The organism is Pseudomonas sp. FG98, from assembly GCF_057808595.1.
The window spans coordinates 1-26,962 of sequence record NZ_JBMDIJ010000080.1 but is presented as its reverse complement, the minus strand read 5'-3'; the positions used below and the strand labels follow the sequence as shown (position 1 = coordinate 26,962).

25 protein-coding genes are annotated in these 26,962 nt (G+C 64.9%); 15 read left to right on the top strand and 10 right to left on the bottom strand.

Annotation, left to right across the window (positions count from 1 at the left end; translation table 11 throughout):
• Positions 1–277 precede the first annotated feature (277 nt).
• Both ACODSK_RS27500 and ACODSK_RS27495 read right to left on the bottom strand, forming a co-directional pair.
• A complete protein-coding gene (locus ACODSK_RS27500; protein ID WP_489020550.1) occupies positions 278–1,186 on the bottom strand; it encodes a LysR family transcriptional regulator in 909 nt (302 codons plus the stop codon).
• Between the two features lie 125 nt (positions 1,187–1,311).
• Entirely contained in the window at positions 1,312–2,211 is a 900-nt protein-coding gene (locus tag ACODSK_RS27495) for a LysR family transcriptional regulator (RefSeq protein WP_489020548.1), read from the bottom strand.
• Positions 2,212–2,409: 198 nt separating this feature from the next.
• Here ACODSK_RS27495 and ACODSK_RS27490 point away from each other — a divergent pair, with 198 nt between their 5' ends.
• The 4 genes from ACODSK_RS27490 to ACODSK_RS27475 all read left to right on the top strand — a co-directional run bounded on the left by ACODSK_RS27490 (position 2,410) and on the right by ACODSK_RS27475 (position 6,289).
• Entirely contained in the window at positions 2,410–3,789 is a 1,380-nt protein-coding gene (locus ACODSK_RS27490; protein WP_489020546.1) for a dicarboxylate/amino acid:cation symporter, read from the top strand.
• 48 nt (positions 3,790–3,837) lie between these two features.
• Positions 3,838–4,746: a L(+)-tartrate dehydratase subunit alpha gene (ttdA, locus tag ACODSK_RS27485; protein WP_489020544.1), complete on the top strand. Its 909-nt coding sequence runs from the start codon at positions 3,838–3,840 to the stop codon at positions 4,744–4,746.
• The gene (gene ttdB / locus ACODSK_RS27480; protein ID WP_489020542.1) at positions 4,743–5,351 is read left to right on the top strand and encodes a L(+)-tartrate dehydratase subunit beta; all 609 of its coding nucleotides are present in this window, start codon (positions 4,743–4,745) and stop codon (positions 5,349–5,351) included. Before ttdA ends, ttdB begins: the two co-directional genes overlap by 4 nt.
• 71 nt (positions 5,352–5,422) lie before the next feature.
• Positions 5,423–6,289: an isocitrate lyase/PEP mutase family protein gene (locus ACODSK_RS27475; RefSeq protein ID WP_489020540.1), complete on the top strand. Its 867-nt coding sequence runs from the start codon at positions 5,423–5,425 to the stop codon at positions 6,287–6,289.
• Between the two features lie 196 nt (positions 6,290–6,485).
• Here ACODSK_RS27475 and ACODSK_RS27470 read toward each other — a convergent pair whose 3' ends face one another.
• The 4 genes from ACODSK_RS27470 to ACODSK_RS27455 all read right to left on the bottom strand — a co-directional run bounded on the left by ACODSK_RS27470 (position 6,486) and on the right by ACODSK_RS27455 (position 10,499).
• Positions 6,486–8,120 (bottom strand): methyl-accepting chemotaxis protein, encoded by a 1,635-nt coding sequence (locus ACODSK_RS27470; RefSeq protein WP_489020538.1) that lies wholly within the window; start codon positions 8,118–8,120, stop codon positions 6,486–6,488.
• Positions 8,121–8,254: 134 nt separating this feature from the next.
• The gene (locus ACODSK_RS27465; RefSeq protein WP_489020537.1) at positions 8,255–8,527 is read right to left on the bottom strand and encodes a hypothetical protein; all 273 of its coding nucleotides are present in this window, start codon (positions 8,525–8,527) and stop codon (positions 8,255–8,257) included.
• Positions 8,451–9,371, bottom strand: a complete 921-nt coding sequence (locus ACODSK_RS27460) for a hypothetical protein (protein WP_489020535.1) — start codon at positions 9,369–9,371, stop codon at positions 8,451–8,453. Before ACODSK_RS27460 ends, ACODSK_RS27465 begins: the two co-directional genes overlap by 77 nt.
• Positions 9,372–9,497: 126 nt before the next feature.
• Positions 9,498–10,499: an AraC family transcriptional regulator gene (locus ACODSK_RS27455; RefSeq protein ID WP_489020533.1), complete on the bottom strand. Its 1,002-nt coding sequence runs from the start codon at positions 10,497–10,499 to the stop codon at positions 9,498–9,500.
• Positions 10,500–10,828: 329 nt separating this feature from the next.
• Between ACODSK_RS27455 and ACODSK_RS27450 the strand changes: the two genes are divergently transcribed.
• From ACODSK_RS27450 to ACODSK_RS27425, 6 genes are all read left to right on the top strand, one after another.
• A complete protein-coding gene (locus tag ACODSK_RS27450) occupies positions 10,829–11,806 on the top strand; it encodes a helix-turn-helix transcriptional regulator (RefSeq protein ID WP_489020531.1) in 978 nt (325 codons plus the stop codon).
• A gap of 109 nt (positions 11,807–11,915) precedes the next feature.
• Positions 11,916–12,785 carry a transporter gene (locus tag ACODSK_RS27445; RefSeq protein WP_489020529.1) on the top strand — a complete coding sequence of 290 codons (870 nt, stop codon included), beginning with the start codon at positions 11,916–11,918 and terminating at the stop codon, positions 12,783–12,785.
• A gap of 13 nt (positions 12,786–12,798) precedes the next feature.
• Entirely contained in the window at positions 12,799–13,956 is a 1,158-nt protein-coding gene (locus ACODSK_RS27440; protein WP_489020527.1) for an MFS transporter, read from the top strand.
• A gap of 33 nt (positions 13,957–13,989) precedes the next feature.
• Positions 13,990–15,114, top strand: a complete 1,125-nt coding sequence (locus ACODSK_RS27435) for a class II histone deacetylase (protein WP_489020525.1) — start codon at positions 13,990–13,992, stop codon at positions 15,112–15,114.
• Between the two features lie 175 nt (positions 15,115–15,289).
• The gene (locus ACODSK_RS27430; protein WP_489020523.1) at positions 15,290–16,906 is read left to right on the top strand and encodes a hypothetical protein; all 1,617 of its coding nucleotides are present in this window, start codon (positions 15,290–15,292) and stop codon (positions 16,904–16,906) included.
• A complete protein-coding gene (locus ACODSK_RS27425; RefSeq protein ID WP_489020521.1) occupies positions 16,903–17,886 on the top strand; it encodes an exonuclease/endonuclease/phosphatase family protein in 984 nt (327 codons plus the stop codon). Before ACODSK_RS27430 ends, ACODSK_RS27425 begins: the two co-directional genes overlap by 4 nt.
• Positions 17,887–17,888: 2 nt before the next feature.
• On the opposite strand, the gene ACODSK_RS27420 is transcribed toward ACODSK_RS27425, so the two are convergent.
• From ACODSK_RS27420 to ACODSK_RS27405, 4 genes are read right to left on the bottom strand one after another with little or no spacing between them, the layout of a single operon-like run.
• Complete coding sequence (locus tag ACODSK_RS27420) at positions 17,889–18,362, bottom strand: hypothetical protein (protein ID WP_489020519.1); 474 nt, start codon at positions 18,360–18,362, stop codon at positions 17,889–17,891.
• Entirely contained in the window at positions 18,359–18,724 is a 366-nt protein-coding gene (locus ACODSK_RS27415; protein WP_489020517.1) for a hypothetical protein, read from the bottom strand. The genes ACODSK_RS27420 and ACODSK_RS27415 overlap by 4 nt, the downstream gene beginning before the upstream one ends.
• Entirely contained in the window at positions 18,715–19,257 is a 543-nt protein-coding gene (locus tag ACODSK_RS27410; protein ID WP_489020515.1) for a DUF4123 domain-containing protein, read from the bottom strand. Before ACODSK_RS27410 ends, ACODSK_RS27415 begins: the two co-directional genes overlap by 10 nt.
• Positions 19,254–20,078, bottom strand: a complete 825-nt coding sequence (locus ACODSK_RS27405) for a hypothetical protein (protein WP_489020513.1) — start codon at positions 20,076–20,078, stop codon at positions 19,254–19,256. The genes ACODSK_RS27410 and ACODSK_RS27405 overlap by 4 nt, the downstream gene beginning before the upstream one ends.
• Positions 20,079–20,316: 238 nt before the next feature.
• Between ACODSK_RS27405 and ACODSK_RS27400 the strand changes: the two genes are divergently transcribed.
• The 5 genes from ACODSK_RS27400 (at position 20,317) to ACODSK_RS27380 (ending at position 26,888) form a co-directional block, all read left to right on the top strand.
• Entirely contained in the window at positions 20,317–20,919 is a 603-nt protein-coding gene (locus ACODSK_RS27400) for a tetratricopeptide repeat protein (protein ID WP_489020511.1), read from the top strand.
• 235 nt (positions 20,920–21,154) lie between these two features.
• Positions 21,155–22,057, top strand: coding sequence for a LysR family transcriptional regulator (locus ACODSK_RS27395; protein ID WP_489020509.1), 903 nt, complete (start codon positions 21,155–21,157; stop codon positions 22,055–22,057).
• A gap of 241 nt (positions 22,058–22,298) precedes the next feature.
• The gene (locus tag ACODSK_RS27390) at positions 22,299–23,879 is read left to right on the top strand and encodes a flavin monoamine oxidase family protein (RefSeq protein ID WP_489020507.1); all 1,581 of its coding nucleotides are present in this window, start codon (positions 22,299–22,301) and stop codon (positions 23,877–23,879) included.
• A gap of 20 nt (positions 23,880–23,899) precedes the next feature.
• Positions 23,900–24,400, top strand: a complete 501-nt coding sequence (locus ACODSK_RS27385) for a RidA family protein (protein WP_489020505.1) — start codon at positions 23,900–23,902, stop codon at positions 24,398–24,400.
• A gap of 130 nt (positions 24,401–24,530) precedes the next feature.
• Positions 24,531–26,888 (top strand): TonB-dependent receptor plug domain-containing protein, encoded by a 2,358-nt coding sequence (locus ACODSK_RS27380; protein ID WP_489020552.1) that lies wholly within the window; start codon positions 24,531–24,533, stop codon positions 26,886–26,888.
• Positions 26,889–26,962 lie beyond the last annotated feature (74 nt).

Below are 26,962 nucleotides of genomic sequence, written 5' to 3'. Positions count from 1 at the left end.
AGCAAGATCAACGTCGAGGCTGATGGCCTCATCGCCGGCAAGGCCGGCTCCCACAGGGTTCCGGGCCGGCCACAGGATCCCGGCTCGACACAGGAACCTGTGGGAGCTGGCTTGCCAGCGATGAGGCCGGCAAGAACAGCCCGACCAGCAAGATCAACGTCGAGGCTGATGGCCTCATCGCCGGCAAGGCCGGCTCCCACAAGGATCCCGGTCGGCCGCTGGATTCAGGCCAGGCACAAGAACCTGTGGGAGCTGGCTTGCCAGCTCCCACAGTTCTTTATGAACGCCCCGACAATTCCTCCCGACAGAAATCCACGAACAACTGCGCCGGCCGGGTCAACTGCACCCGCTTGAGCTTCGCCGTGACCAGCCCGGACAGTTCCACCGGTTCGGCAATGTCCACCGCCACCACCTTCTGCCCGTCGTAGGTGCATTCCGAGTTCGGCCGGGTGACCAGCAGCGAGAAGCCGAAGCCCTGCCCCACCATCCCACGCACCATTTCGATCGATGGCGAGCTGAAGACGATGTTCGGGGTCAACCCGAGGTCGTTGAACAGGCTGACGAAATAGGTCCGGCTTGGCGCGACGTCGAGCAGGATCATCGGTTCCGGGCACAAATCACGCAGCGATACCTGACGCTGGCCGGCGAAGCGGTGCTTGTGCGGCAGCAGCACATAGGGCTTCTGCGGCGGCATCAGCGGCTCGGTCTCGATGGTGTTGTCCAGGTAGTGGTCATAGAGAAACGCCAGGTCGAACGCGCCAGACGTCAGGCCCTGGATCAGTTCCTGCTGCTCGCCGTCCCGCAGGCGGATATCCACCCCCGGGTAACGCTCGCGAAAACCGGCGATCAGCCGCGGCAGATAAAGCGGCGCGACGGTTTCGAACACGCCGATGTCGATCTGCCCGGCCACGGTGTCGTTGTCGGCCAGGGCGTTCTGCTCGAATTCCCGGGCCATCTGCAGCAGCGACTTGGTCTTGGCGTAGAAACGCTTGCCACTGGGCGTCAGCGACACACCCTGGGCGTGGTGACGGATGAACAGCTGCACGCCGAAGCTTTCTTCCAGACTCTTGATCGCCGTGGAAATCGACGGCTGGGCGATGTACAGCTGGCGCGAGGCCTCGGCAACGCTGCCGGCCTCGACCGTGGTGACGAAGTACTTGAGTTGTCGCAGGGTGTAGGAAGCCACGTGAACTTCTCCTGGCTGGCTGCCGGCTCCGTCCCGCAGCAGAAATAGGACATTTGACCCGTCACCTTACCCTAGCCCCGGAAAACCCCTGGCGAGGATTTTCCTGCCCCCGGAGCATATTTTTCCTACTTCCAGGCTTCACGCTGGAAGAACTCGCGCAAGTGCTCGATGAAGAACGACACCTTGGCCGAAAGATTCAGCCGCTCCAGGTACACCGCATAGATATCCGCCGGCGGCGTTTCGTAGTCACCCAGCACCTCCACCAGTTCGCCGGAGCGCAGATAGCGGGCCAGGTTCCATTCGGCGCGCATCAGGATGCCGTGGCCGTCCAGCGCCCAGTTCAACGCCACTTCGCCGTCGTTGGTACTGAGCCCGCCATGCACCTTCACCGACTCCGACTGCTTGCCACGACTGAAGCGCCAGACGCCAAAGGCGAGGTCGTTCTGGCGCAGCACGATGCAGTTGTGTTGCGCCAGGTCCTTCGGCGCCTGCGGATGGCCGCAGCGCTCCAGATAAGCCGGGGTGGCACACAGGCGTCGGCGGTTGCTGGCGATCTTGCGGGCGATCAGCCGCGAATCCGGCAGGTCGCCGAAACGGATGGCGACATCGATGGCATCGTCCGGCAGGTTGATCGGCCGGTCGGTGAGTTGCAGTTGCACTTCCACTTCCGGGTGCCGCTGCACGAAGGAAGAAACCGCCGGCCCGACATGGGTACGCCCGAAGCCCAGCGGCGCATTGACCCGCAACAGGCCCTTGGGCTCGGCCCGGCTGCTGGAGACCTGGCGCTCCATCTCCTCGATCTCGCCAAGGATGCGCTGGGCATTGACCAGGTACAGATCGCCTTCGGCGGTGAGGCTGATGCTGCGGGTGGTGCGATTGAGCAGGCGCACCCCGAGCCGTTGCTCCAACTGCGCCAGGCGCTTGGAGACTGCCGGCGGGGTCAGGTTCAGCTCCCGCGCCGTCGCGGCCAGGCTGCCGAGGCGCACCAACTGGATGAAGAAGGCCAATTCCGAGACCGGGCTCATTAGTAACCTCAAGTAAACAATGAAGTGAATTTCATTGTATTACCACATTTCAGAAAAACCTTTAACTTTCCCTCCCGTGATTACCCACACGAAATCTGGGCTATCCCGACGCCGCGATTTGCCTGATCGCGGCCGAGAGACAGGCCCGGCCGACAAGAAAAAATCCGACTCACAACAATAAAGCGGAGAAAAACGGCCATGAAAGTTCTAGGCAAGTTGTATGTGCAGGTTCTGATCGGCGTCAGCATCGGTATCGCCCTCGGGGTGTTCTGGCCCGAGGTCGGGGTCGATCTCAAACCCCTCGGCGACGCCTTCATCAAACTGATCAAGATGGTCTTCGCCCCGATCATCTTCGCCACGGTGGTGCTCGGCATCGCCAAGATGGAAAACATGAAGGAGCTGGGCCGGGTCGGTGCGCGGGCGCTGATCTACTTCGAAATCCTCTCCACCTTCGCCCTGGTCCTCGGCCTGATAGTGGTCAACCTGGTCCAGCCCGGCCAGGGCATGAACGTCGACCCGGCGACCCTGGATACCAAGAGCATCGCCAGCTACACCTCGGCGGCAGCGGCCGGCTCCGGCAGCTTCACCGACTTCCTCCTGCATATCATCCCGGCCAGCGTCACCGACGCCTTCGCCAAGAACGAGATCCTGCCGATCCTGCTGTTCTCGACCCTGCTGGGCATCGCCCTGGCCCACCTGGGCGAGCGCGGCAAGCCGGTGGTGGATGTGCTGGAAAGCTTCTCCCACGGCATGTTCCATATCGTCGGCCTGGTCATGCGCGTCGCCCCGCTGGCGGCCTGCGGGGCCATGGCCTTTACCGTCGGCAAGTACGGCCTGGGCTCGATCGTATCGCTGGGCAAGCTGATGGCGACCATGTACGTCACCTGCTTCCTGTTTGTGGTGATCGTGCTCGGCTTCGTCGCGCGGCTGTCCGGCTTCAGCCTGTGGAAGTTCCTCAAGTACCTGAAGGAAGAGCTGTTCACCGTGCTCGGCACCAGCTCCTCGGAATCGGTGGTGCCGCAACTGATGGGCAAGCTGGAAAAGGCAGGCGTGTCCAAGCCGGTAGTGGGCCTGGTGATCCCCTCCGGGCTGACCTTCAACCCCGACGGCCAGTGCATCTACTACACCATGGCGGCGATCTTCATCGCCCAGGCCACCAACACGCCACTGAGCCTGACCGACCAGTTGATCGTCCTCGGCGTGCTGTTGCTGACCTCCAAGGGCTCGGCCGGGGTCACCGGCTCCGGCTTCATCACCCTGGCCGCGACCCTCGCCTCCCTGGGCAGCATCCCGGTAGCCGGCATGGTCCTGCTGCTCGGCGTCGACCGCTTCATGTCCGAGGCCCGCGCCATCACCAACACCATCGGCAACGCCGTCGGCACCCTGGCCATCGCCAAGTGGGTCGGTGCTCTGGATATCGCCCAGTTGAACCGGGTCCTTGACGGCCCCGTCGCCTGTGGGAGCGGGCTCACCCGCGATGAGGACGGTGGGTTCACCGACGCAATCGCGGGTAAACCCGCTCCCACAGGCTCAGCCAACCCAACCGTGAAACCGGCAACCAGCGTCAGCGGCGCCTGAGCGCCGCTGCCCGGAAACCCGCCTTGTGATGCAGTAAGGAGAACAAACGTGGAAAACGTTGAACGAGAAGCCGCCGTCCAGTCGCTGACCGATACCCTGGCGAAATTCACCGCCTATATCGGCAAGCGCCTGCCCAAGGACGTCAAGGCCAAGACCGCCAAGCTCCGCGCCGCGGAAACCAACCCCCTGGCCATCGCCGTGTACGACTCCATGGCCGAGAACCAGGACTACGCCGACAAGCTCAACCGCCCGAGCTGCCAGGACACCGGGGTGATCCAGTACTTCATCTCGGCCGGCGCGCGCTTCCCGCTGCTCGGCGAGATGGAGAGCATCCTTGAGAACGCCACCAAGGAGGCGACCATTCAGGGCCCGCTGCGGCACAACGCCGTGGAAACCTTCGTCGAGAAGAACACCGGGACCAACACCGGCTCGAAGATCCCGTGGCTGGACTGGGAAATCATCCCCGATGCCGACCACGCCATCGTCGACGTGTACATGGCCGGCGGCGGCTGCACCCTGCCCGGCTCGGCCAAGGTGCTGATGCCAGGCCAGGGCTACGAAGGCGTGACCGAGTTCGTCTTCGACGTGATCACCTCGCGCGGGGTCAACGCCTGCCCGCCGCTGCTGGTCGGGGTCGGCGTGTCCACCTCGGTGGAAACCGCCGCACGCCTGTCGAAGCGGGCAATCCTGCGTGAAGTGGATTCCAGCCACCCCAACGAAAGCGCCGCCTTGATGGAGAAGCTGCTGGAAGAAGGCCTCAACGAGATCGGCATCGGGCCCCAGGGCCTGACCGGCAACAGCAGCGTGATGGGGGTCAACATCGAGTCCTCGGCCCGCCACCCCTCGACCATCGGCGTCGCCGTGTCCACCGGCTGCTGGGCCCACCGCCGCGGCAAGATCCGCATCAACGCCGACCTGTCCTACGACATCCTTTCCCATGAAGGTGTAGTCCTGTGAAAAAGATCCTCAGCACCCCGATCAAAGACGAAGACCTGGCCAGCCTGAATGTCGGCGACGTGGTCTACCTCACCGGCCAGCTGGTCACCTGCCGCGACGTCGCCCACCGACGCCTGATCGAACTGGGTCGCGAACTGCCGGTGGACCTGCGCGGTGGGGCGATCTTCCACGCCGGTCCCATCGTCAAGAAGAAGGACGACGGCAGCTTCGAGATGGTCTCCATCGGCCCGACCACCAGCATGCGCATGGAAAAGTTCGAGAAGGAGTTCATCGAGCAGACCGGGGTCAAGCTGATCGTCGGCAAGGGCGGCATGGGCCCGGAAACCACCACCGGCTGCCTGGAGAACAAAGCGGTGCACGCGGTGTTCCCCGGTGGCTGCGCGGTGCTGGCGGCAACCAAGGTGGAAGAGATCGAACGCGCCGAATGGCAGGATCTGGGCATGCCCGAGACCCTGTGGGTCAACCGCGTGCGCGAGTTCGGCCCGCTGATCATCTCCATCGATACCAAGGGCAACAACCTGTTCGAGCAGAACAAAAAGCGCTTCAACGAGCGCAAGGGTTCGGTGATCGAGAAGATCAACGCCCAGGTGCGCTTCATCAAGTAACACCGCAGCCGGCCGGGGCCCACGCAGCCCCGGCTGGCTGCTCCCTCCTTCTGCAACAACGAGAGATCGCCATGTATCCAGCCAGTCATCACGCACTGCGCGAGACCTTCCGTGGCCTGCTCGCCGGCCAGGCCTGCGTTCGCACCGCCTCGGTGTTCGATCCCCTCAGCGCACGCATTGCCGCCGACCTCGGTTTCGAGGTGGGCATCCTCGGCGGTTCGGTGGCCTCGTTGCAGGTGCTCGGCGCCCCGGATATCGCCCTGCTGACCCTGGGTGAGTTCGTCGAACAGGCGACCCGTATCGGCCGGGTCGCGCGCCTGCCAGTGATCGCCGATGCCGACCACGGCTATGGCAATGCCCTCAATGCGATGCGCTGCGTCGCCGAGCTGGAGCGGGCCGGGGTCGCGGCCCTGACCCTGGAAGACACCCTGCTGCCGGCCCGGTTCGAGGAGCCGCTATCGGAGCTGATCAGTGTCGAGGAAGCCGTCGGCAAACTGCGCGCTGCGCAACGGGCGCGCCACGACCGCAGCCTGGCCCTGATCGCCCGCACCCATGCCGGGGTGCAGTCATTGGCCCAGGTGGTCCAGCGTACCCAGGCCTATCAAGCCGCCGGGGCGGATGCCGTCTGCCTGGTCGGGGTGCGCGACTTCGAGCAGCTCGAAGCCATCGCCGAGGGGCTCAGGGTGCCGTTGATGATGGTCACCTACGGCGGTGCTCAGCACTGGGACGAGCAACGTCTGGCCAGGCTTGGCGTGCGTATCGTGGTGGACGGGCATGCAGCCTGTTTCGCCGCGATCAAGGCCACCTACGACACCTTGCGTGCCCAGCGCGGGCTGGCCAGCGATCACCAGCTCAAGCCTGCCGAGTTGGTAGCCAGGTACAGCCAGGCCGAGGGGTATCTGGGCTTGGCGCGGGAGTATATGGGGGTGATTGCCTGAGGGGGTGTCGCCGATGGCCTCATCGCTGCATGGGTATCTACACATCTTTTCCGCTTTGTGCTGTTCTTGCCGGCCCTATCGCTGGCAATGCCAGCTCCCACAGGTTTCCGTGTCGGGCCTGGATCATGCGGCTGGCCCGGAACCTGTGGGAGCCGGCGTTGCCGGCGATGAGGCCATCAGCAACAACACAATCGCTTCAGATCACCACCTTCGCCACCTGCTCCTGCAACTGCCGCGACACCTGCTTCAACCCCTCGCACGCTTCGCCGGTCTGGCGCAGGGTGCGGGTGCCGGTGGAGGCAGCGTCATGGATGCGGGTGATGCTGCGGTTGATCTCGTCCGCCGTGGCCGCCTGCTGCTCGGAGGCACTGGCGATCTGCAGGGCCATCTGGCTGACCGTGCCCGCCGACACGGTGATCAGTTCCAGCGCCTGCCCGGCCCGGGCCGACGCCTCCACCGGGTGCTGCGCGGCGGCGACGTTGTGACCGATCTGCTGCGCGGCCTGCCCCGCCCCGGCCTGCACCCGGTTGATGATCTGCTGGATCTCCAGGGTCGACTGCTGGGTACGCATCGCCAGGCTGCGCACCTCATCGGCAACCACGGCGAAACCACGTCCGTGATCCCCGGCCCGGGCCGCTTCGATGGCGGCATTCAGCGCCAGCAGGTTGGTCTGCTCGGCGATGGCGGTGATCACATCCAGTACCTGGGCCACGCTGCCCGAGTCGGTCGCCAGTTGATCCACCACCCGCCGGCTTTCCTGCAACCCCTCCGCCAGCGCGCCAATGGCACTGACCGTCTCGTCGACCGTGCCGCGCCCGGCGCTGGCCTGGCGTTCGGCGTCCTCGGTGGCACGGGCAGCGACGCCGGCATTCTGCGCCACCTCCTGCACCGTACTGACCATCTCGGTCATGGCCGCCACCACGCTGTCGGTTTCCTGCTGCTGCGCCGCCATGTTGTCCTGCGCCGCGCGGGTGATCTGGCCAAGCTCGTCGCTGGCCCGGGCAATCGCCTGGCTGGCCTCGACCACGTTGGCAGTGACGTCATGGGCGGCCAGCACCAGGCTGTTGAAACTGCGCGAGACCTGGCTCAGTTCATCGTTGCCGTCCACCGGCAGGCGCAGGGTCAGGTCGGTATGGCCCTGGGTGGCGCGGGCCAGGGCATCCACCGTGTCATTGAGCGGGCGGGTGATGCTGCGCACCAGCAGCCAGGCGAACAGGATCAGCACCAGCAAGGCCAGGCCGACGACGATCGCCGGCCAGCGCAGCACCTGGTTGACCTCGTCCTGCACGTCCTGCGGATGAATGCCGCTGGCCAGGACCCAGCCCCAGGGCTTGAACAGCAGCACCTCGGAGACCTTGTACTCCGGCTGTCCGCCACTGGCCCGGGGGAACCAGTAGTCCACCGTGCCGCGCCCCTGGGTGCGGGCGGTTTCGATCATCTCGCGGGAGAACGGCTTGCCGTTGACGTCCTTGAAGTCCGCCAGTTGCTTGCCCACCAGGCCCGGCGCTGTGGGGTGCATGAGCATGCGGTGGTCGAGGTCGATCACCAGCAGGTAGTTGTCGCCCAGGTAGCGAATGGTGCTGACCGCCTGCAACGCCTGGCGCTGCGCCTCTGGCAGGGGCAGATGGCCCTCGCTGGCCTGGCGCTGGTAGTGGGCGAGGATGTTCGATGCGGTGTTCAGCGCGGTGCCGACCCCGGCCATCTTCTCCGCCAGCAGGCTGCGTTGCAGGGTCAGCCCGAGCCAACCGCTCAGGCACAGGACAAACAGGGAAATGCACGCCACCAGCAAGGTGACACGGGAACTGATGCGCAGTGTTCTCAACCCGGACATGAAATGCCTCGTTCTTGTAATAAGTGATGGCAGGCGCGCCTGCGCCCGCAAACATACACTTATGAATCCAAATTAACGAGACATTACTGGGTTTCTACGTTTAAAAATCTCAGAAAAACAGAACAGAAATATAGTTAGGATTCATATCTGTTTATCGATTCAGGTTTTTCCGGAAGGGCTTGCGTCTGCACCAGGCGCAACACCGGAGGCCCCGACGGCCGCACGCGCGCCTGGCGTTTCTCGGTCATCTGGCGCAATTGCGCCTCCAGCCGGTCGGCCTCCGCCGCCAGTTGGCGCAAGGCCTCGACCATCTCCCGGGCCGACTCGGCATCAGCGGGATTCGGCTCCCGGGCCAGGGACTTGATCAACGCGTGGTAACGACCGATCAGGGTCTTGAACAGCAGCATCCGTACCTCCGGCATCCTGTTGAAGGTCTTGTGTCCACGGGCAATCCCGCAGTCGTTCATCCAGCCGCGCGGCTTCCTGCAGCAACGCTTCGCTGGCCGCCCGGACCTGGCGCGAGCGCCAGCCCGAGGTGAAACCCAGGCGCTGGACTTCGCCCAGCGCGTCATCGAGGTCCTGTACGCCGCGCTCCTGCGCTTCGCAGGCCACTGCAATGGATATGCCGCGCTCTTCGATGCTGCCGGCCGCGGCACTGATGCCGGCCAGGGCGAGGTTGGCGTCGTAGGTCTGATCGCGGCCCTGGCGCACCAGTACCCGCACCTCATGGCCGAGAGTGGCCTGCGCCGCCAAGGCGCTCTGGTCGACACTGCGGAAGGCCATCAGGGTGGCACTGAGCCCCGCCTGCCCTTTCAGCGCGAGCTTCATCGACTGCCGGGATTCGCTGCCGACCTGGCGCGCGTCATCGGCCAACTGACGGCCCTCGACCTTGATCTGGGCAAACGCCGTCAGCGCGCGGTCGAGCTTGCGCTGCTGTTGTTGCAGGGCTGTGTCGCAGTCAATGCTCAGCGCACCGATCTGGGTCGCCAGCTCGCCGAGGTGGGCCAGCTCTTCGCGTATCAGTCCCAGCTTGTGGTTGACCTCGCGCTGCCGGGTCAGGGCTTGCCGACGCAGCGCCCGGGTCTGCTGCCGATAGCGACGCAGGCGGGCACGCTGACTCAGGCACAGCGCCAGCAGGACGGCAGCAGCGCCCCCCAGCACGCTGGCCGGCCCCAGGACGGGCGCCGGCGCCAACAGCGCCGCAGCGCCGAGAATCAGGCAATAACGGTTGGAACAGGTGATTCGTGACATGCGGGTAGAAGGTCCCTCGACAGCGGCGCAAACGTGTGCGTATCAGTTTGGCGGCTTTTTTCCAGACATCCCGGCCAGGGAGTCACCGGGATAAATGAAAGGCCCCGGCGGATAAACGAAAGCCGCTCAACCCTCTTCGCGGTAGCGCCCGGGGCCCATGCCGAACCAGCGCTCGCAGGCCTTGTTGAACGCGCTCTGATGGCGAAAGCCGACCTGATAGGCGATCTGCTTGAAACTCAGGTTGCTGTTGCGCAGCAGGCGATGGCTGTCACGCAGCCTGACCTCGTCGAGCAGGCGCAGGAAGCTGTGGCCCTCGGCTTCCAGGCCGCGACTCAGGCGCTGACCGCTCAAGGCCAATACCTCGGCAACACCGGCCAGGGTCACCGGTCGCCCCTGGCTCAGTTGCTCGCTGATCACCCCGCGCACCTTCAGGCTAAGGCGATCGCCGCCGACCTGGGCCTGCCAGCGCGCCAGGTAATCACTGTGCACCGCATGCAATGCCGGGTCGTGGCTGGCCACCGCCAGGGCGGCATCGGCATGGCTGAACAGCAGCGCGTTCTGCGCCGCGCCGTAATGGATGTCGCTGCCGTAGACCCGCTCGACACTGGCGCTGGCGTCACAGCGCGGATAGCTCAGTTCCGCGCGCAGCGGCCGAATCGCCCGCCCCGGCACCAGCCAGCACAGCAGGCCGACGGTAATCGCCGCCACCGCGTCGATGAACACCCGCGACAAGGCCCGCTGCGCGGTGCCGGTAGGGACCCCGACCAGGCGCACGCCGTCGCTGCGCTCCTCGACGAACAGGCAAAAGCCGGTGCCGACCAGATGATGGTGCTCGGCCAGGCTGACCAGCACGCTCTTGATGCTCGGACTGGACATCACCGCATAGCCCAGCGGGCCGAGGTTGGACGGATGGGCATATTCGAAGGCGCGCAAGCCGATGCCCGGGTCGCCGCTGAGCAGGCAGGCCTGCTCGAACACGCCATCGAGGCTGGCCAATGGAATGAAGGCCGGCGCACCAGGCTCCAGCAAGGGCGCGGCCAGGCGCTGGCAAAGGTCGCGAACGGCAGGCTGGGCGCCCCCCAGGGCGGTGATCAGGGCGCTGGCGAACGCCCGCGAAACGGTTGGCATGAACGGATTCCGGGAAACGAATGAGTCAGGTAGATCAAGGGTCAGTCATATGACCACCGGATCTGCAGTTGACTCAATAATCGTCTGCTGCGGCTTAACCTTTAGTGGCGTAAGGGCTTTCCCTAGAGCCTTGGGCGAGGATTAGGCGCGGCAAGGAAACTCCGCATGCATCGACCAGTCATCACACCACCACCGCTCCCCCTCCTGCATCTGTAGGATAGTGATCCGGCGCCATTGCCCCGACACTCTTCTCCAAGGCCCTGCCCGCTCCGGCCCTTGTCCAACCCCTGACGAAACCAATAACAACAGTCGCACAGAGGTAGTTGCCCATGTCCCGGCACGAATACAGTCCCGACCGCCTGCTGCAAGCCTTCAGCAGCATGAGCCTGGAGCTTCAGCGCCTGGCGCAGAACCAGGATATCGAGGGCTTCCACTCGCCAGCCCTGGCCTGCATCGGCCAGGTATTGCCCTTCGCCAGCGCCTGGTGGGGACGCGCGGCGCTGATCGACGGTCTGCCCGAGGAGCACAGTTCCTATCTGCACAACCTGCCGCCGAGCTACCTGGCGGACTGGCAATCCATTCGCCATATCGACGTGACCGTGGGCCGGGTCCACGCCCGGCCGGGACAGTCGGTGATCATCGATATGGCCGACCCGGCCAACGGACCCGGCCTCAACTGGCTGGGCCAGCGCCATGGCATCGGCGAGCTGCTGTGCGTGGTGCACGTCGATCCGCGTACCCAGCTCAGCGACCATCTGGCCCTGTACCGCGCCCCCGATGCGCCGCGCTTCAGCGAACAGGACCGGTTGATCCTCGACAACGCCATGCTGCACCTGGTGGCGGCGGTGTCGGCCAACCATATCCGCACCCTGGTGACCAAGCGCGAATCCCTCAGCCCGTCGCACAACCTGGCCCTGGCGGTGTGCGACCAGCGCGGCACCCTGCATTGCGCCGAACGCGGTTTCGTCGACCTGCTGCTGACGGAGTGGCCGGACTGGAGCGGCCCGCTGCTGCCGCTGACGCTGGATGCCGACGGCCACGACGGCAAGCACCTGCAGATCGAAGCCTCGGCCGTGGGCGATCTGTTTCTTCTCGCTGCCCGCGCACGCACCCCGCTGGCGCAGTTGAGCCCGCGGGAAAACGATGTCGCCCAGGGCTTCGGCGAAGGCAAGACCTACAAGGAAATCGCCCGCGACCTGGGCATGTCGCCGAATACCGTGCGCCACCATATTCGCGCCATCTATCACAAGCTCGGGGTCAACGATAAGACCCGCATCGCCCATCTGCTGCATACCCCGCCCGGCTGACCCCCGGCGCTGCCCCATAGCCACCGCCACACCGACGCTCGCGCCGGTGACGGCCCGGCCTTGCCTGCGATTTGCCAACCAACAACCATAACGAAGAGACGCAACGCCCATGACCCACACCCTGATCCGCGCCCTGGCCCTGGCCGGCGGCTTGTCGAGCCTGCACGCCCAGGCCGCCGACCTTAACGCCCGCGACTTCTTCGGCGCCCCGGCCGGTACCAGCCTTGGCGTGCTGTACCTGCCGGCGACCCGCGCCAGCGACTTCCACGGCGCCGCCGACAGCACCGGCAAGGCCGAGCTGAAGGTCAATGCCGTGGCCTACCGCCAGGTGTTCTTCACCGACCTCTGCGGCACCCTGTGCACCCCGCAGTTCATCGTGCCCTTCGCCGATATCGACGCACGCCTGCCCGGCGCCAGCCGGCACACCGGCGAAAGCGGCTTCGGCGACCCGCAGGTAGGCGGCACGCTGTTCTTCATCAACGACGCGGCCAGCCGCACCTACAGCGGCCTGCTGACCCTGGTCACCCTGCCGGTGGGCGAGTACCACGGGCAGAACCCGGACGTATCGCCGGGCGCCAATCGCTGGGGCACCACCTTCGTTTACAACTACACCCAGGGCATCGGCGACAAGTGGGTGCTGGAAGCCAACCTCGAAGCCCAGCTCTACGGCAAGAACGACGACTACTTCGGCGCCGAACTCAAGCAGGACCCGCTGTACCGCCTGCAAGCCTTCGCCTCCTACGACTTCACCCCCGCCACCTATGGCGCCCTGCGCCTGATCCACGCCGACGGCGGCGAACTGAAGATCAACGACCAGCGCATCGACGACACCCACAAGCGCTACACCCAGGTCGGCTTCGAAGTCGGCCACTGGCTCGACCGGCAGAACCAGCTGATGTTCAGCCTGTCGCAGAACGTCGCCACCGATAACGGCTACCACGGCACCGACGCCCTGCTGCGTCTGGTCCATGTGTTCTGAGGCGGAGCAATCCATGACTAGCAAAGATCTCTCTGCCGGACGCACCCTCGCCACTTCGAACCTGGGCCTGCTGGCCGCCATCGTGTTGTTCGCCGCGATCACCCCGACCATCCTGATGACCGCTCCGGCGGTGGCTGCACAACTGGCCACGCAGTGGAACCTGACGCCCTCGCAGATCGGCGACCTGTTTTCCGTCGAACTGGGCGCCATGAGCCTGGCCACCCTGCCCGCCTTCTACTGGCTCAAGCGCGTCGACTGGCGTCGCGCGGCGCTGCTGGCGGGAATGCTGTTCATCGCCGCCAACCTGCTGTCGATCTGGGCGAGCAGCTATTCCGCCCTGCTCGCCCTGCGCTTCGTCAGCGCCCTGGCCGGGGGCTCGCTGATGATCGTGTGCCTGTCCAGCGCGGCCTCCACGGCCAATCCGAGCCGGGTCTACGGGCTGTGGGTGATGGGTCAGCTGGTGGTCGGGGCACTGGGACTGAGCGTGCTGCCGGGACTGTTCGAACGGTATGGGCTGGCCGCCTGCTATCTGCTGCTGGCGATACTGATGGCGCTGTTCCTGCCCCTGGCGCGCTGTTTCCCCGAAGGCGCCCCGGGCGCCGAAACAGAACGGCAATCCGTACCCGCGGCCGCGAAATGGAAAGTGACCCTGGGCATCCTCGGCATCCTCACCTTCTACATCAGCCTCAGCGGCGTCTGGACCTTCATCGGCGCGATCAGCGCGGCGGCCGGCATCGCCGCCGACGCCAGCGGCGAGGTGCTGGCGATCGCCACCCTGATGGGCATCGTTGGCGCCGGCTGCGCCTCGCTGATCGGCGAGCGCCTGCCCCGCAGCCTGCTGTTGCTGCTGGGCTATGGCCTGATGGTCGGCGCAGTGCTGTTGCTGCTCGGCACCCCCGCCCTGGCGCGCCTGGCCCTGGCGGCGCTGGCGTTCAAGTTCACCTGGACCTTCATCCTGCCGTTGATCCTTGCCTGCCTGGCCGACCTCGACCGCTCCGGACGCCTGATGAACGCCTCCAACCTGGTGATCGGTGGCGGCCTGGCCATCGGCCCGGCGATCGCCGGACGCCTGATCGAAAGCAGCGGTGGCTTCCAGTCGCTGCTGATCGCCGCCGCGGCCCTGACCTTCACCTCGCTGTTGCTGATCCTCGGCTGCCGTCACGGCGCCTGAGCAATCTTCTCTACCCTGGAAAACGGAATCACCATGAGCCGAAACACTGCCTTCTTCTTCGATGAACTGAGCCTCTGGCACAGCGCCGGCCTGCATGCCCTGACCCTGCCGGTGGGCGGCTGGGTGCAGCCCCCCGCTGCCGCCGGCCACGCCGAATCGCCGGAAACCAAGCGACGCCTGAAAAGCCTGCTGGATGTCTCCGGCCTGACCCGCCAGATGCAGGTACGCAGTGCCGCGCCGGCCAGCGACGAAGACCTGCTGCGGGTGCACACGCCAGGTTACCTGCAACGCTTCAAGGCCCTCAGCGATGCCGGCGGCGGCGAACTGGGCCCTCACGCCCCGATCGGACCGGGCAGCTACGAAATCGCCAAACTGTCTGCCGGCCTGGCCATGGCCGCGGTGGATGCGGTGCTGGCTGGCGAGGTGGACAACGCCTATTCCCTGTCGCGCCCGCCGGGACACCACTGCCTGGCCGATGGCGCCATGGGCTTCTGCTTTCTCGCCAATATCGCCATCGCCATCGAGGCGGCCAAGGCCGGGCGTGGCCTGGGCAAGGTCGCGGTGATCGACTGGGACGTGCACCACGGCAACGGCACCCAGTCGATCTTCGAAGAGCGTGCCGATGTGCTGACCATCTCCCTGCATCAGGATGGCTGCTTCCCGGCCGGCTACAGCGGCGAGGAGGATCGCGGACGCGGTGCCGGGCTGGGGGCGAACATCAATATCCCCTTGCCGCCGGGCAGCGGGCACGACGCCTACCTGCATGCGATGCAGCGCATTGTCGTGCCGGCACTGGAGCGCTTCGAACCGGAGCTGATCATCGTCGCCTGCGGCTACGACGCCAACGCCGTGGACCCGCTGGCGCGGATGCTGCTGCACAGCGATTCGTTCCGCGAGATGACCCGGCTGCTGCGCGAAGCCGCCGAACGCCTGTGCCACGGGCGGCTGGTGCTGGTGCATGAAGGGGGATATTCGGAGGCCTACGTGCCGTTCTGCGGGCTGGCGGCGATCGAGGAGCTGGCTGGGGTGAGGACCGGGGTCGAGGATCCGATGCTGGAGTTCGTTCGCTTGCAGCAGCCGAACACGTCGTTGACGGCGTATCAGCGGCAGTGGGTGGACGGTATTGCAGGCAAGCTGAGCCAAAACCTGGCCGGGTGAATCAAGGACAGGCGCAAACCGCGAAGGAGGGCAAGCCGCCCCTTCGCGGCTTGCCCTCTTCCCAGCGCTCACTGAACAGTGAATGATGGCAGGGTGCCGCCACCTCCAGGAGGAACCCGATGCCCATCACGCAGATCCCCACCCTCGCCACACCCTTCAGCCAGACGAAGTCCTGATGCCAACTCTCTACCGCCTCCTGCAAGACGAGTACGATCCTGCCTGGGGCATACGCAAATCAGGCAGCCGGGACGGGCTGGAAGAATTGTCACGCCTGTCCGTGCTGTGGCGCCCCAACAGCATCTACAAGCTCAAGCGTTGGAAACTCGACTCGGCCCACGCAGATGAAAGCATCTATATCGGCTCCCCCAAGCGGCTCAAGTACGCAAAGCAGCGCCTCGCCTGGGAAAAAAAGCTGCTGGCCCTGGGCAAAGCCGAAAGTAGCGGAGAAACAGTGCTTGCAATCAAGCACCTGAAGGCGCGCAAACATCTCCACGCAACGGTGAAATCACGGGGACTGAAACGTTCGGTGAAGTACAGGCAAGCGCTGGAGTCGAGCTTCGATAACACCGTGTTTATCGAGGCCGAGTTCGAGGATGAATCGAAACTCGACGTCGCCGTGTGGTTCACCCAGACCCAGGAAGGCTGGCGGGTAGGGCTGGAAAGCCACGTCAGCAACATCACTAATCCGGAAAACCACCCCGCTCTGCTGCCCTTCATGGCGGTCAACAAGGACCGTTCGCTGGACGCAGGCCTACGCAGCCTGTGCCTGGAGGGCACCGCGCGAATGATCACCACCACGGAGTCGGCACTGGCAACGGAATCTGCCTCGCCCATCCTCGTTGGCGAACATCATTACCTGGGTTTCAGCTTCGGGCCCAATCTGCAAAAGGCCGTGAAATCAGAGATGCCACTGACGTTGATCTGCGAAAAAGCGGACAGCGGCCGCTGGCGCTCCACGCCTTTCAATCTGCAGTTCGCCGAGTTCAGCCTGTCGAGCTGCGTGCTTCTGGTCAACACGCAAATCATCGAGGAGGTGTCCCACAGCACTTGCTACCTCTTCGGCCTGGGGGCCGACAATCGCCCCTACTACAGCCAGTTGGGCGATGACGAATGCACCCTGCGCTGGCATCTCTACCTGGATAACTCCTTGCGCTTCGAGCCGCCGTCGGGCTACGGCGCCGAATCCGCAAGCGGCGGACTCCCTGCCCTGGAAAACGATTTCTACCTGAGCAGCGAGCAGGCCTTTCCCGACCTGGAGGACCTTGCCAGCTTCGACCAGCTGATGGGCGGCAATGAATGGCGTTGCAAAGGCGTCACCGCGGAGATCTACCAGTCATTGAACCAACCGCAACTGCTCCATCTGCAATTCGGCATTTCGCTGACCACGGGGGGGATGACCGACGTCGCCCTGGCCTTCCGGGGAACACCGACCATTGGCACCAGCACGAACTTCGCCTATGAGCGCTCGTTCTTCAGGATCGGCATCGGCCAGCCACACGATTCCGGACTGCGTAACATCTACCATGAGTCGCAACTGAGAATGCGGGTCTACGACTGCCCATGCGAGGGCTACTTCGAGCCGGACAGCAGCCTGGTCATTAATCTGCGGCCAATCAACGTCTTCGACATTCCGGCGTTCGCCAAGCACTTCAACGTTACCCTGCCGTTTCGCCTGTTTCAGCCCCTGGACCAGTTCGCGCTGCGTGTGCACGCCTCGAGCGGCGCGTGGCAGATGTTCGCCAGCGACGACTCCGGATTCGAACTAAACCCTCCAGTGGAGAGCACGCCATGACCGACATTCGCATCATCAGCTGGAACATCCTGCGTTTCGCCGCAGGCACCAGCGGCGTATTCAGCAAACAGGAACGCATCGACCGGGTCATGGAAGTGGTTCACCCGAAAGCAGTCAATGCCGATGCCAACTGCGACATCTTCGTGATCGTCGAACCCGTGACCGGCAAGCAGAACGTCGGCACGGTTGCTGCGGGCAGCGGCGTGACCGGAGGCACGCAACTGCTGGGCATACTCAATGGCCGGGCGAAAGGTAAAGACTGGAAGATGGTTCCAGCGCTGTGCATCTACAGCGGCAAAAGCGGCGGTGAAACCTTGCTGGTGTTCTATCGCGACTCGGTGGTCAAGCTCAAGACAGGCGGCCACGCCCTGTTGACGAACGCCACCACGACGGTGCCCAACTGGAAAATCAAGGGTGTTCGGGAGAGCTGTCCTTTCCATGTCACCTTCACCATCGCCAACACGTCCATCGACATTCATTTGATCGCCCAGCATGCACCAAGTCCGGACTATGGCTCGGGCAAGAACGGCAAAGCCAACCAGGGTGTACAGGAAGTCGGTAAGCACCTTGCCGTCACCGGCAACACCAAGGTGGTTTACCTTGGCGACCTGAACCTGTGCAGCGTTCCGGCCACGGATACCGATTGCTTCCTGGACGGCCATACCGAAGACGGCACCACCCTCGCCGGCCTGGGCATGACACTGGTGGCAAGCGGGCAGCGCTCCAGCCTGAAAGCCGGTGATGCCAGCCTCGATGACTATCTCTCGCATGCCTACGACAACATCCTGGCCAAGGGCCTCAGCACCAGCAGCAACGCAAACGTGATCAACCTGGTCAAGGATGTGCTGGACGAGCACTTGCTGCTCAAGCCCGGCCCGATACCAGCGCAAACCTTCAAACGCCTGTTCCACTGTATTCGCACGACCAAGGGCAAGGGGCTCAGCGATCACCTACCGGTTCGGGCAACCATCAGCTTCTGATTTCAGTCCCAGTCGTACGGTGCATCCATGAACGGCAACCAGCGCCGTGTCTCGATGGGTGCCTCACCCTCTTCTTCGTCGGCAACGGGCAACGCCTGGATCAAGTGGATATCGGCGCGCTCCACTACCCAGGTCGATTCATTGCGTTGCAAGCTGATTTCGATGTTCCAGTCTCCTGGCGGCAATTCCTGCTCCGGGATGGAGACAAACCCCGTGTCATCCAGGGTGCCCTCCGCCAGGACCGCTTCCTCCAGCAACAGGCGATACGGCACAGCGGACAGCGGCAGATGCTCTTCATCGGTGACGGTCACTTCGATGCATGGCTGCTGGCACGGCAGTATCGGACTCCCCAACTCGGTGGACGAGGACAGCGTGCTCAATAACTCGTCCATCGCGGCATAGGATGCCAAGGCATCGTCATCGGCAGGAGCGACGACTGGCGGCACGACCGCGAAGACCTGCGGTTCGAACTTCAAATGTCCATGCTCCGCTCCAGCAGCCACTCGCGCACCTTGTCATCCAGCACATCCAGCCGGTCCCCCGGCCGCAGCCGGGTATCCGCCAGCAGCGGGTGCACCCAGGCCAGCGCCGCGCCGCTCAGGTCATCTTCCAGCGCCATGGCCATGTTCGCCAGGCGCAGCAGGTCCGGGCGCTCCTTGATGCCATGACCCAGCGCGACCCCGCGCACCGCCCGCAAACGCGTCATCAACGCTTGCGGCCCCAACCGTTCGGCGCGCTTCGGCCAATACTCGGCGATCCGTACGGCAGCGTCCTTTAGAAAGACTTCGTCGGTAGCCTCGGCCAGCCGCCCCAACTGCTCGGCGTTGATCACCAGCATCGCGGCCCCTCGTGCTCGAAGACCTGCCAGTCAGCCCCTTCATCCCGTTCGACGATGATTCGCCGCAGCGGGCCCAGCAGTGCCTGATACTGCCCCGCATCGGCACTGGGCAGAAACACCGAGAGCACCCTCGGGTCGTAGAAGCGGAACATCAGCACGCGCTTGTCCTCGGTACGTACCCGAAGGAATTTCTTGCAGTGACGCCGCAGGCTGTCCATGGGCAGTTCGGCCGGTGCGACGAGCAGGATGCCCCAGGCCTTGCCCCAGCCCAGCCCGAGCAGTTCCAGGCTGGTCGGGGTAGTCGCCGGCAACTTGACCAGCCAGGGTGCAGCGGCTTTCAGACGCGGGATCAACGGCCCGGAATACAGGCACTGGCACTCCAGCGTGCTGCGCTCCAGCCAGGCAAGGATCGCCGGGTCGCGGGCGCCATCGAGCAGGGCATAGACCTGCTCGTGCGCCGTCGCATCGGTATCGGGCCAAAGCAAGTCGGCCAGCCGCTGCGGGGTGATCGGAAGGGGAGGATTTTCGCTCATGCCTTGCGCTCGCAGATTTCACAGAAAGGCGCACCGCTGTCGGCGGCCTGCTCCAGCACGGTCGCTTGCGCGCCCTGTGCCTCTTCGATGGCTTGTTGCCCGTTGTCCTGTTCAGGGACGGGCCGCTCAGCCCTGGCCTGCTCGCACACCTCGCAGAGAGGTGTGGCCTGCTGCGCCGCCTGCTCCAGCACTGCGGCCTGTGCATCCTGCGTAGCCTGCACCTCGGCTGACAGGATAACCGGCTCGACAGCGACTTCCTGGCCGGCCTTGGCCCGCTCGCATTCCTCGCATAACGGCGTGGCCTCCTGTGCCGCCTGTTCGAGCATCGACGCCAGGGTGTCCTGGGCCTGTGCCACTGCTGTCGAGGGCGTGACGCTGGCAGCTTCAGGCGCCGGCGCGGGCACCACGGCCACCACCGGCTGCGGCGCTACTGCCTCGACTCGCTCCGGTTGCACGACTGGCTGCACAACCGGCGCCGCCACGGTGACCACCGCCGCCTCGGCCACCCGGGTAATCACCTGCGGTCGCCAGGCGTACAGATCGGCACGCAAGGTACCGAACTGCAACTCGTTGGCCACCTGGCGCAGCACCTGTTCGTCGCTGAGCCGGTGGATCAGCAGGGTTTGCCGGGCCAGCAATCCCCGTACTTCAAACAAGCGATGGCGCAGATGACGCTGGACGAAGGCGTCGGCCTGCCAGGCGTCGTGCAGATCGAGGCGTGACTGCCAGGCCAGGTTGGCCCGCTCATGGACCACGGCATCGAACCCGGCCTGTTCGCACAGGCCGATGTGTTCGATGCCATCGGCAACCCATAAGCGCATATCCCGTCCCTGGAGCCCGAAAAAATGTGCCGACACACTACCGCGAGCAGTGGCCTTTAGCCAGATCGCCGGGCGAATACTGTCTGTTCGGCTATTTGAACCAGAACTTCCAGCGAACCCAGGTCAATAAGCCACGAAAAAAGCCGGGATTTGCTTGACCCACGCCAGAATCCTCCCCTTAAATCCGCACATTCCTACAAAAATAACGGCCGCCGCCAGGCTCCCCAAGGGACGTCCCATGCTCAGCACCGCCCTCGATAACGCACGCGTCATGGATCTCAACGACCAGGCCGTGCATTACAAAGCCCACGGTTACCTGGACAAGGCGGAGCAGTGCTTCCATGAAGCGCTGAACCTGGCCGAAGCGGTCGACGGCTTCGATCCGGCCAGCCTGGCCCTGCTGCGCGACGGTCTTGCCGGGCTGCGCTGGGAGCAGCAGCGGCATGCCGAAGCCGAAGCCCTGTACCTGGAAGTGCTGAGCACCCGCGAAAACCTCTTCTCCCCCAGCCATCAACTGGTCGGCCAGAGTCTGCAGACCCTGGGCAACTGCTACCTGAAGCAGGGCCGCATCGGCGAAGCCGCACGCATGCTCGAACGGGCCGTGCAGGTCTACCGCGAAGACACCCCCGACGATCTGGAACCGGTCAGCGCCTGCCTGGCTTCGCTGGGCCTGGCCCACCTGCAACAGGACAACCTGGCGGCGGCGCACAAGGCGTTCAGCGAATCGCTGGTGATCTACCAGGTGCAGAAACCGTTGAACGAGCAGGTGATCGCGGTGCTGGGGGAGCAGTTGAAGATGATCGAGCACCTGGGCAAGGGCGCCTGGTGGAAGTTCTGGTGAAAAACATCTAGAGCGTCCCCTGTGGGAGCTGGCTTGCCAGCGATGACGTCTTTGAGTTCACTACCGCCTTCGCTGGCAAGCCAGCTCCCACAGGGGCCGCGTTGCCCTTGACCTGTTCTCTGAAAGGCCAAGTGGACTCCCACGGACCCATTTCGCGTCCCCCACCTGCAAAACCGGCCAAGAAGGATTATTCTCCGAAAACATTTCCCCGCCTCAGACTATGTGAGAAGCGAATATGAAGATCGATGACATGGACGCTTTCGTCGCGGTCATCCGCTGCCAGTCGACCAACCTGGCCGCCGAGGCCTTGCAGTTGACCCAGCCGGCGATCACCCGGCGGGTGCAGAATTTCGAGGAAGACCTGGGCGCCAACCTGCTCGACCGCAATACCAAGCCGCTGAAACCGACGCCCATGGGCTGGCGGGTGTACGAGCAGTGCAAGGCGATCCTGCGCGAGATCGATACCCTGCGCGAGCTGGTAGCCAGCGACGGCGCCCCCAGCGGTACCCTGCGCCTCGGCGTGCCACAGACCATCGGCGACGTGGTCCTGCTCGACGCCCTGGCGAAGATCCGCGAAGCCTATCCGGACCTGCGCACCCAGGTGGTCAGCGGCTGGGGCAGTTCGCTGATCTCGCGCATGGAGAACGGCGACCTGGACGCCGCCGCCGCGCTCTTCCCCACCGGCAAGATCTTCCCCGAAGGCATCGCCAGCCGCTCCATCGGTCGCATGCAGTTGCGCGTGGTAGCGGCCAAGGGTACGGCGGCCAAGCGCAACTACAAGCTCAAGGACTGCTACCTGCGCGGCTGGGTGCTGAACCCTGACGGCTGCGGTTTCCGCGCCGGCCTGCAACGGGCGCTGAGCGAGCAGGGGCTGTCGTTGCAGATCAACCTGGAGACCTTCGGCACCGAGCTGCAACTGGGCCTGGTCGCCAACGGCCAGGGCCTGGGCCTGGTGCCGGAACCGCTGCTCGCCGCCAGCCGTCACCGCGACCAGCTGGAAGTGCTCAACGTCAGCGACTTCAAGCCCCAGGTCGACCTGTGGCTGTTCCATCCGCGCTACCTGGGCAATCTGCAGGAGCCGGTGGAGCTGTTCGGCGCGGTGTCGGCGCAGCGACTGGACGGACAGAAAATAGCCTGATTGCATGTTGAGAATCGATTTTATTAATTTTTCTGATAATTAACTTAGAACCAAAAAGCCTTTCACAAGCGTGTTTCAGACGCTTATGTTCGCTTTACCGACCCCCGACCTGGTGGAGGCAAATGGATTTCCGCCGTCGCCAGAGGGGTCGCCCGCCCCCGCTTTTCCCCCGCTGTCGCGGGATCTCCTCCGGCCCTGCGCGGAACGCCGCTATCCCAAGCTCGCTCATGGAGAACGCGATATGGGGCTCACCCGTAGAGATCTGGTAACCCGCCTGGCCGCCATCGGTGGCTATTCGGCGGCACTCGGCGGCCTGTCCGCCCTCGGTCTGCCCGGCAATGCCCGGGCGGCCACCTTCGAACCCCTCAACCTGGCCAGCCGCACCGGCAACGGCAAACGCGTGCTGATCGTCGGCGGCGGCATCAGCGGCCTGGTCTCGGCCTACGAACTGCGCAAGGCCGGTTTCGAGGTCAAGCTGCTGGAGGCCCGCGACCGTATCGGCGGCCGCGTCTGGACCCTGCGCAACGGCGATCGCGTCGAACACAACGACGGCAGCCGGCAGACCGTGCAGTTCGACGATGGCCTGTTCTTCAACGCCGGTGCCGCGCGCCTGCCCAGCCATCACCTGACCATCCTCGGCTATTGCCGCGAACTCGGCGTGCCTCTGGAAGTCCTGGTCAACAGCAGCCGCAATGCCCTGGCCCAGCCAGACCTGAGCAAACCGCCGCTGCTGCTGCGCCAGGCGGTCAACGACACCCGCGGGCACCTGAGCGAACTGCTCGCCCGCAGCGTCCAGCGCAACAGCCTCGACCAGGAGCTGAATGCCGGCGAGCGCAAGGCGCTGCTGGACTTCCTCAAGGTCTACGGCGACCTCAACGAAGAACGCCAGTACCGCGGTTCGGTACGCTCCGGCTACACCCGCTTCGCCGGCGCCGGCGACCAGACGCCGATCCAGCGCACCCCGCTGGAACTCGACCGCCTGCTCGACAGCAACCTGTTGCTGCCGCTGGTGTTCGACGAGATTCCGGAGTTCTCCTCGACCATGTTCCAGCCGGTCGGCGGCATGGACCAGATTCCCAAGGCCCTGTACCGCCAGGTCAAGGACGCGGTGCAGCTCAACGCCGAGGTGCAGTCGATCCAGACCTCCGACCGTGGCAGCCGGGTGGTCTGGCGCGACCGCCTGAGCGGCCGCCAGCACACCGAGGATGCCGACTACGCAGTGGTCGCCCTGCCCCTGCCGCTGCTGCGCCGGCTCGACAGCAACTTCACCCCGGCCTTCAAGCAGGCCATGGAACTGGCCAAGCCGGACAAGGCCAACAAGGTGGCCTGGCAGTCGCCGCGCTTCTGGGAAACCGACTACCAGATCTACGGCGGGCTCTCCTATATCAACCATGAGGCGCGCTTCCTCTGGTACCCGAGCGATCGCTTGAACAGCGCCCAGGGGATCCTGGTCGCCACCTACAACACCACCGAGGTCGCCGAGGCCTTCGCGGCCAAGCCCTGGGATGCGCAACTGGCCTCCTCGCGCAGCGCGGTGGAATCCCTGCACCCCGGGCATTCGCACAAGCTCGGCCGTGGCGTAGTGGTCAACTGGTCGAAGATTCCCTTCAGCGAAGCACCCTGGATCCTCCACGACGAAGTGGCCCAGCCCGGCTACGACATCCTCAACCAGCCGCAAGGCCGCACCTGGCTGGCCAGCGATGCCCTGGCCCATGGCGGGGTCGGCATCTGGCAGAACAGCGCCGCCGAATCGGCGCGGCGGGTGGTCGGCCTGATCGCCCAGCATGCCAAGCAAACCCATGCCGGCGTCGCCGCCGCCTGAACCACGACAAGGAACGTCCGATGAACAAAACCGCTAGCCTCACCCTCGGAGCCCTGATGAGCCTGACGCTGAATACCGCCCAAGCCGAAAGCATCCAGCGCATCGACCCGCCGGGTTCCAACTTCCCCATCTCGCAAGTGGTCAACGTGCCGGCCTCGGCCCGGCTGACCTTCGTCAGCGGCACCCTGCCGGATGTCGCCGATGCCAAGGCGCCGAAAGGCAGCATCGCCGCCTACGGCAATACCGAGACCCAGACCCTCTCGGTGCTGAACAAGCTGCAAGCGATCCTCAAGGCCCAGGGCCTGGGGCTGGGCGATATCGTCCAGCTGCGGGTGTTCCTGGTCGGTGATCCGGACAAGGGCGGCAACCTCGACTTCGCCGGCCTGCAGGCGGCCTATACCAAGTTCTTCGCCACCGCCGAGCAACCCAACAAGCCGACCCGCACCGCCTTGCAGGTGGTGGCCCTGCCGCTGCCCGGCGCCCTGGTGGAAATCGAAGCCATCGCCGCCAAGGCCAACTGAGTCCGCCTTCCGGTCTAAAAAACACAACAGGAAACACGCCTTGAATACTGCCCGCTCCTCTTACTGGCCGGCGGCGACCGCGCGCACCCCGCTGTTGGGTGCCGCCCTGCTCGCCAGCCTTGCCACCCCGCTGCTCCAGGCCGAAGAAAAGGCCGAAGGTGCCACTGGCTCACGCCTGGAAACCGTGATCGTCACCGGTAGCCGCGGCAGCGAAAAACGCACCGTGACCACCAGCCCGGCGCCCATCGACGTGATCAGCGCCCAGCAACTGCAAGACACCGGCAAGCCCGGCCTGATGGAGGCGCTCAGCGCCACCGTGGCCTCCTTCACCCTGCCGGAAAAAACCGGCTGGGACGCCAGCGGCATGGCCCGTGCGCCGAACCTGCGCGGGCTCAACGCGGCCCAGGTGCTGGTGCTGGTCAACGGCAAGCGCCGTCACACCAGTGCCACCCTGAACATCAGCGGGATCAACGCCGGCGCCGCCCCGGCCGACCTCGACCTGATCCCCATCAGCGCCATCGACCATGTCGAGGTGCTGCGCGACGGCGCCGCCGCACAATACGGCTCCGATGCCATCGCCGGGGTGATCAACGTGATCCTCAAGGCCGATACCAGCGGCACCGCGGTGACCAACGCCGGCCAGGGCTACGACGGCAAGAAACAGACGGTGCAGCAAAGCCTGAACAAGGGCTTCGAGATCGGCCAGGACGGCGTGCTGCAACTGGCGCTGGACGTGCGCAGCCAGAACGACGACAACAAGGCCAGCGCCAACGGCTACAGCGAGGCCGAAGCCCACGAGAAAGCCGGCAAGGTCACCTATGGCGGCTACGGCACGCCGAAGATCAACCTGCTGACCCTGGGCTACAACGCCGAGCTGCCGGTCAACGATGATCTCAGCCTGTACTCCTTCAGCACCTGGTCGTACCGCAAGGCCGAGCAAGGGCAGAACTTCCGCCTGCCGACCATCGTCAACACCATCACCACCGGGCCTAACGGACGGCCGTCCGGCTATACACCGACCTGGTACATCGAGGAGCAGGACTTCCAGGCCGCGTTCGGCGCCAAGGGCCTGGTTGGCGAATGGGATTGGGACCTGTCCAGCACCTACGGGCGCAACGACGCCGAGCAGGGCACCTGGAACAACCAGAACCCGTCCCTCGGCGAGGCCACGCCGAACCACTTCAAGTCCGGCACCTGGATCTCCACGCAACTGACCAGCAACCTCGATCTGCACCGCGGTTTCGACGTCGGCTTGAGCAAGCCGCTGGACCTGTCATGGGGCCTGGAACAGCGTCGCGACGGCTATGAAGTGGAGGAAGGCGACTGGGCCAGCTGGGCCGATGGTGGCTACTGCCGGGCGCCTGGGCAATGTGCGTCCTCGGGGGCCCAGGTCACCAACGGCATCTCGCCGGACCAGACCGACAAGACCCACCGCAACAGCGTCGCCAGCTATGTGGACGTGGGCTTCAACCCGCTGCCGCAGTGGTACGTCGGCACCGCCCTGCGCTACGAGCACTACGACCAGGGCATCGGCGCGACCCGCAGCGGCAAGCTCAGCACCCGCTACGAGTTCACCCCGCAACTGGCGGTGCGGGCCACGGTGAGCAACGGTTTCCGCGCACCGTCCCTGGCCAACAGCCTGTTCAGCGCCCGCTCCACCACCTTCGGCGTGGTCGACGGGGTCTACCAGTCGATCAACTACGGCGTGCTGCCGGTGGACTCGGCGGCGGCCAAGGCCCTCGGCGCCGAAGCGCTGAAGCCGGAGAAATCCAGCAACTACAGCCTCGGCCTGACCTTCCAGCCCAGCGACCGGCTGTCGTTCACCGCCGATGCCTACGTGATCAACGTGCGCGACCGCATCACCCTGACCGGCACCCTGCTCGGCCCGGAAGTGACCCAGACCCTGATCGCCAACGGCATCGATTCGACCTCCGGCGGCCAGTACTTCACCAACGGCGCCGACACCCGGACCAAGGGCGTCGACCTGGTGGGCAACTACGACCAGGACCTGGGCGGCCTCGGCAGCGTGAAATGGACTGCGGCGTGGAACTGGAACGAGACCGAGATCCTTTCCTATAAGGAAAGCACCAGCATCCTCGGCAAACAGTACGAACTGATGGACCGCGAGGCGCGCAACCTGATCACCGGCGTGCAGCCCAAGACCAAGCTGCTGCTCGGCGGTAGCTGGAAGTTCGACGACTACAGCGTCACCCTCGGCCTGACCCGCTATGGCGCCTACCGCGAGGTCAACGACGCCAACGACCGCTCGCTGGACCGGGTATACAAGGCGCGCTGGATCACCGACCTGGACCTGGGCTACCAGCTGACCAAGGACCTCAACCTGGCGATCGGCGCGAAGAACCTGTTCGACATCTACCCGCAGCGGCAGAACCCGAGCACCAAGACCATGACCAAGAGCTATGGGGTGTATTCGCCGTATGGCTTTACCGGGGGGTATTACTACACGCGGTTAACCTATGCGTTCTGATTGATTGCTTAGCCCTTTGTGGGAGCGGGTTCACCGGGACGCCGGACCGCCGCGATTGCGTCGGTGCAGCCACC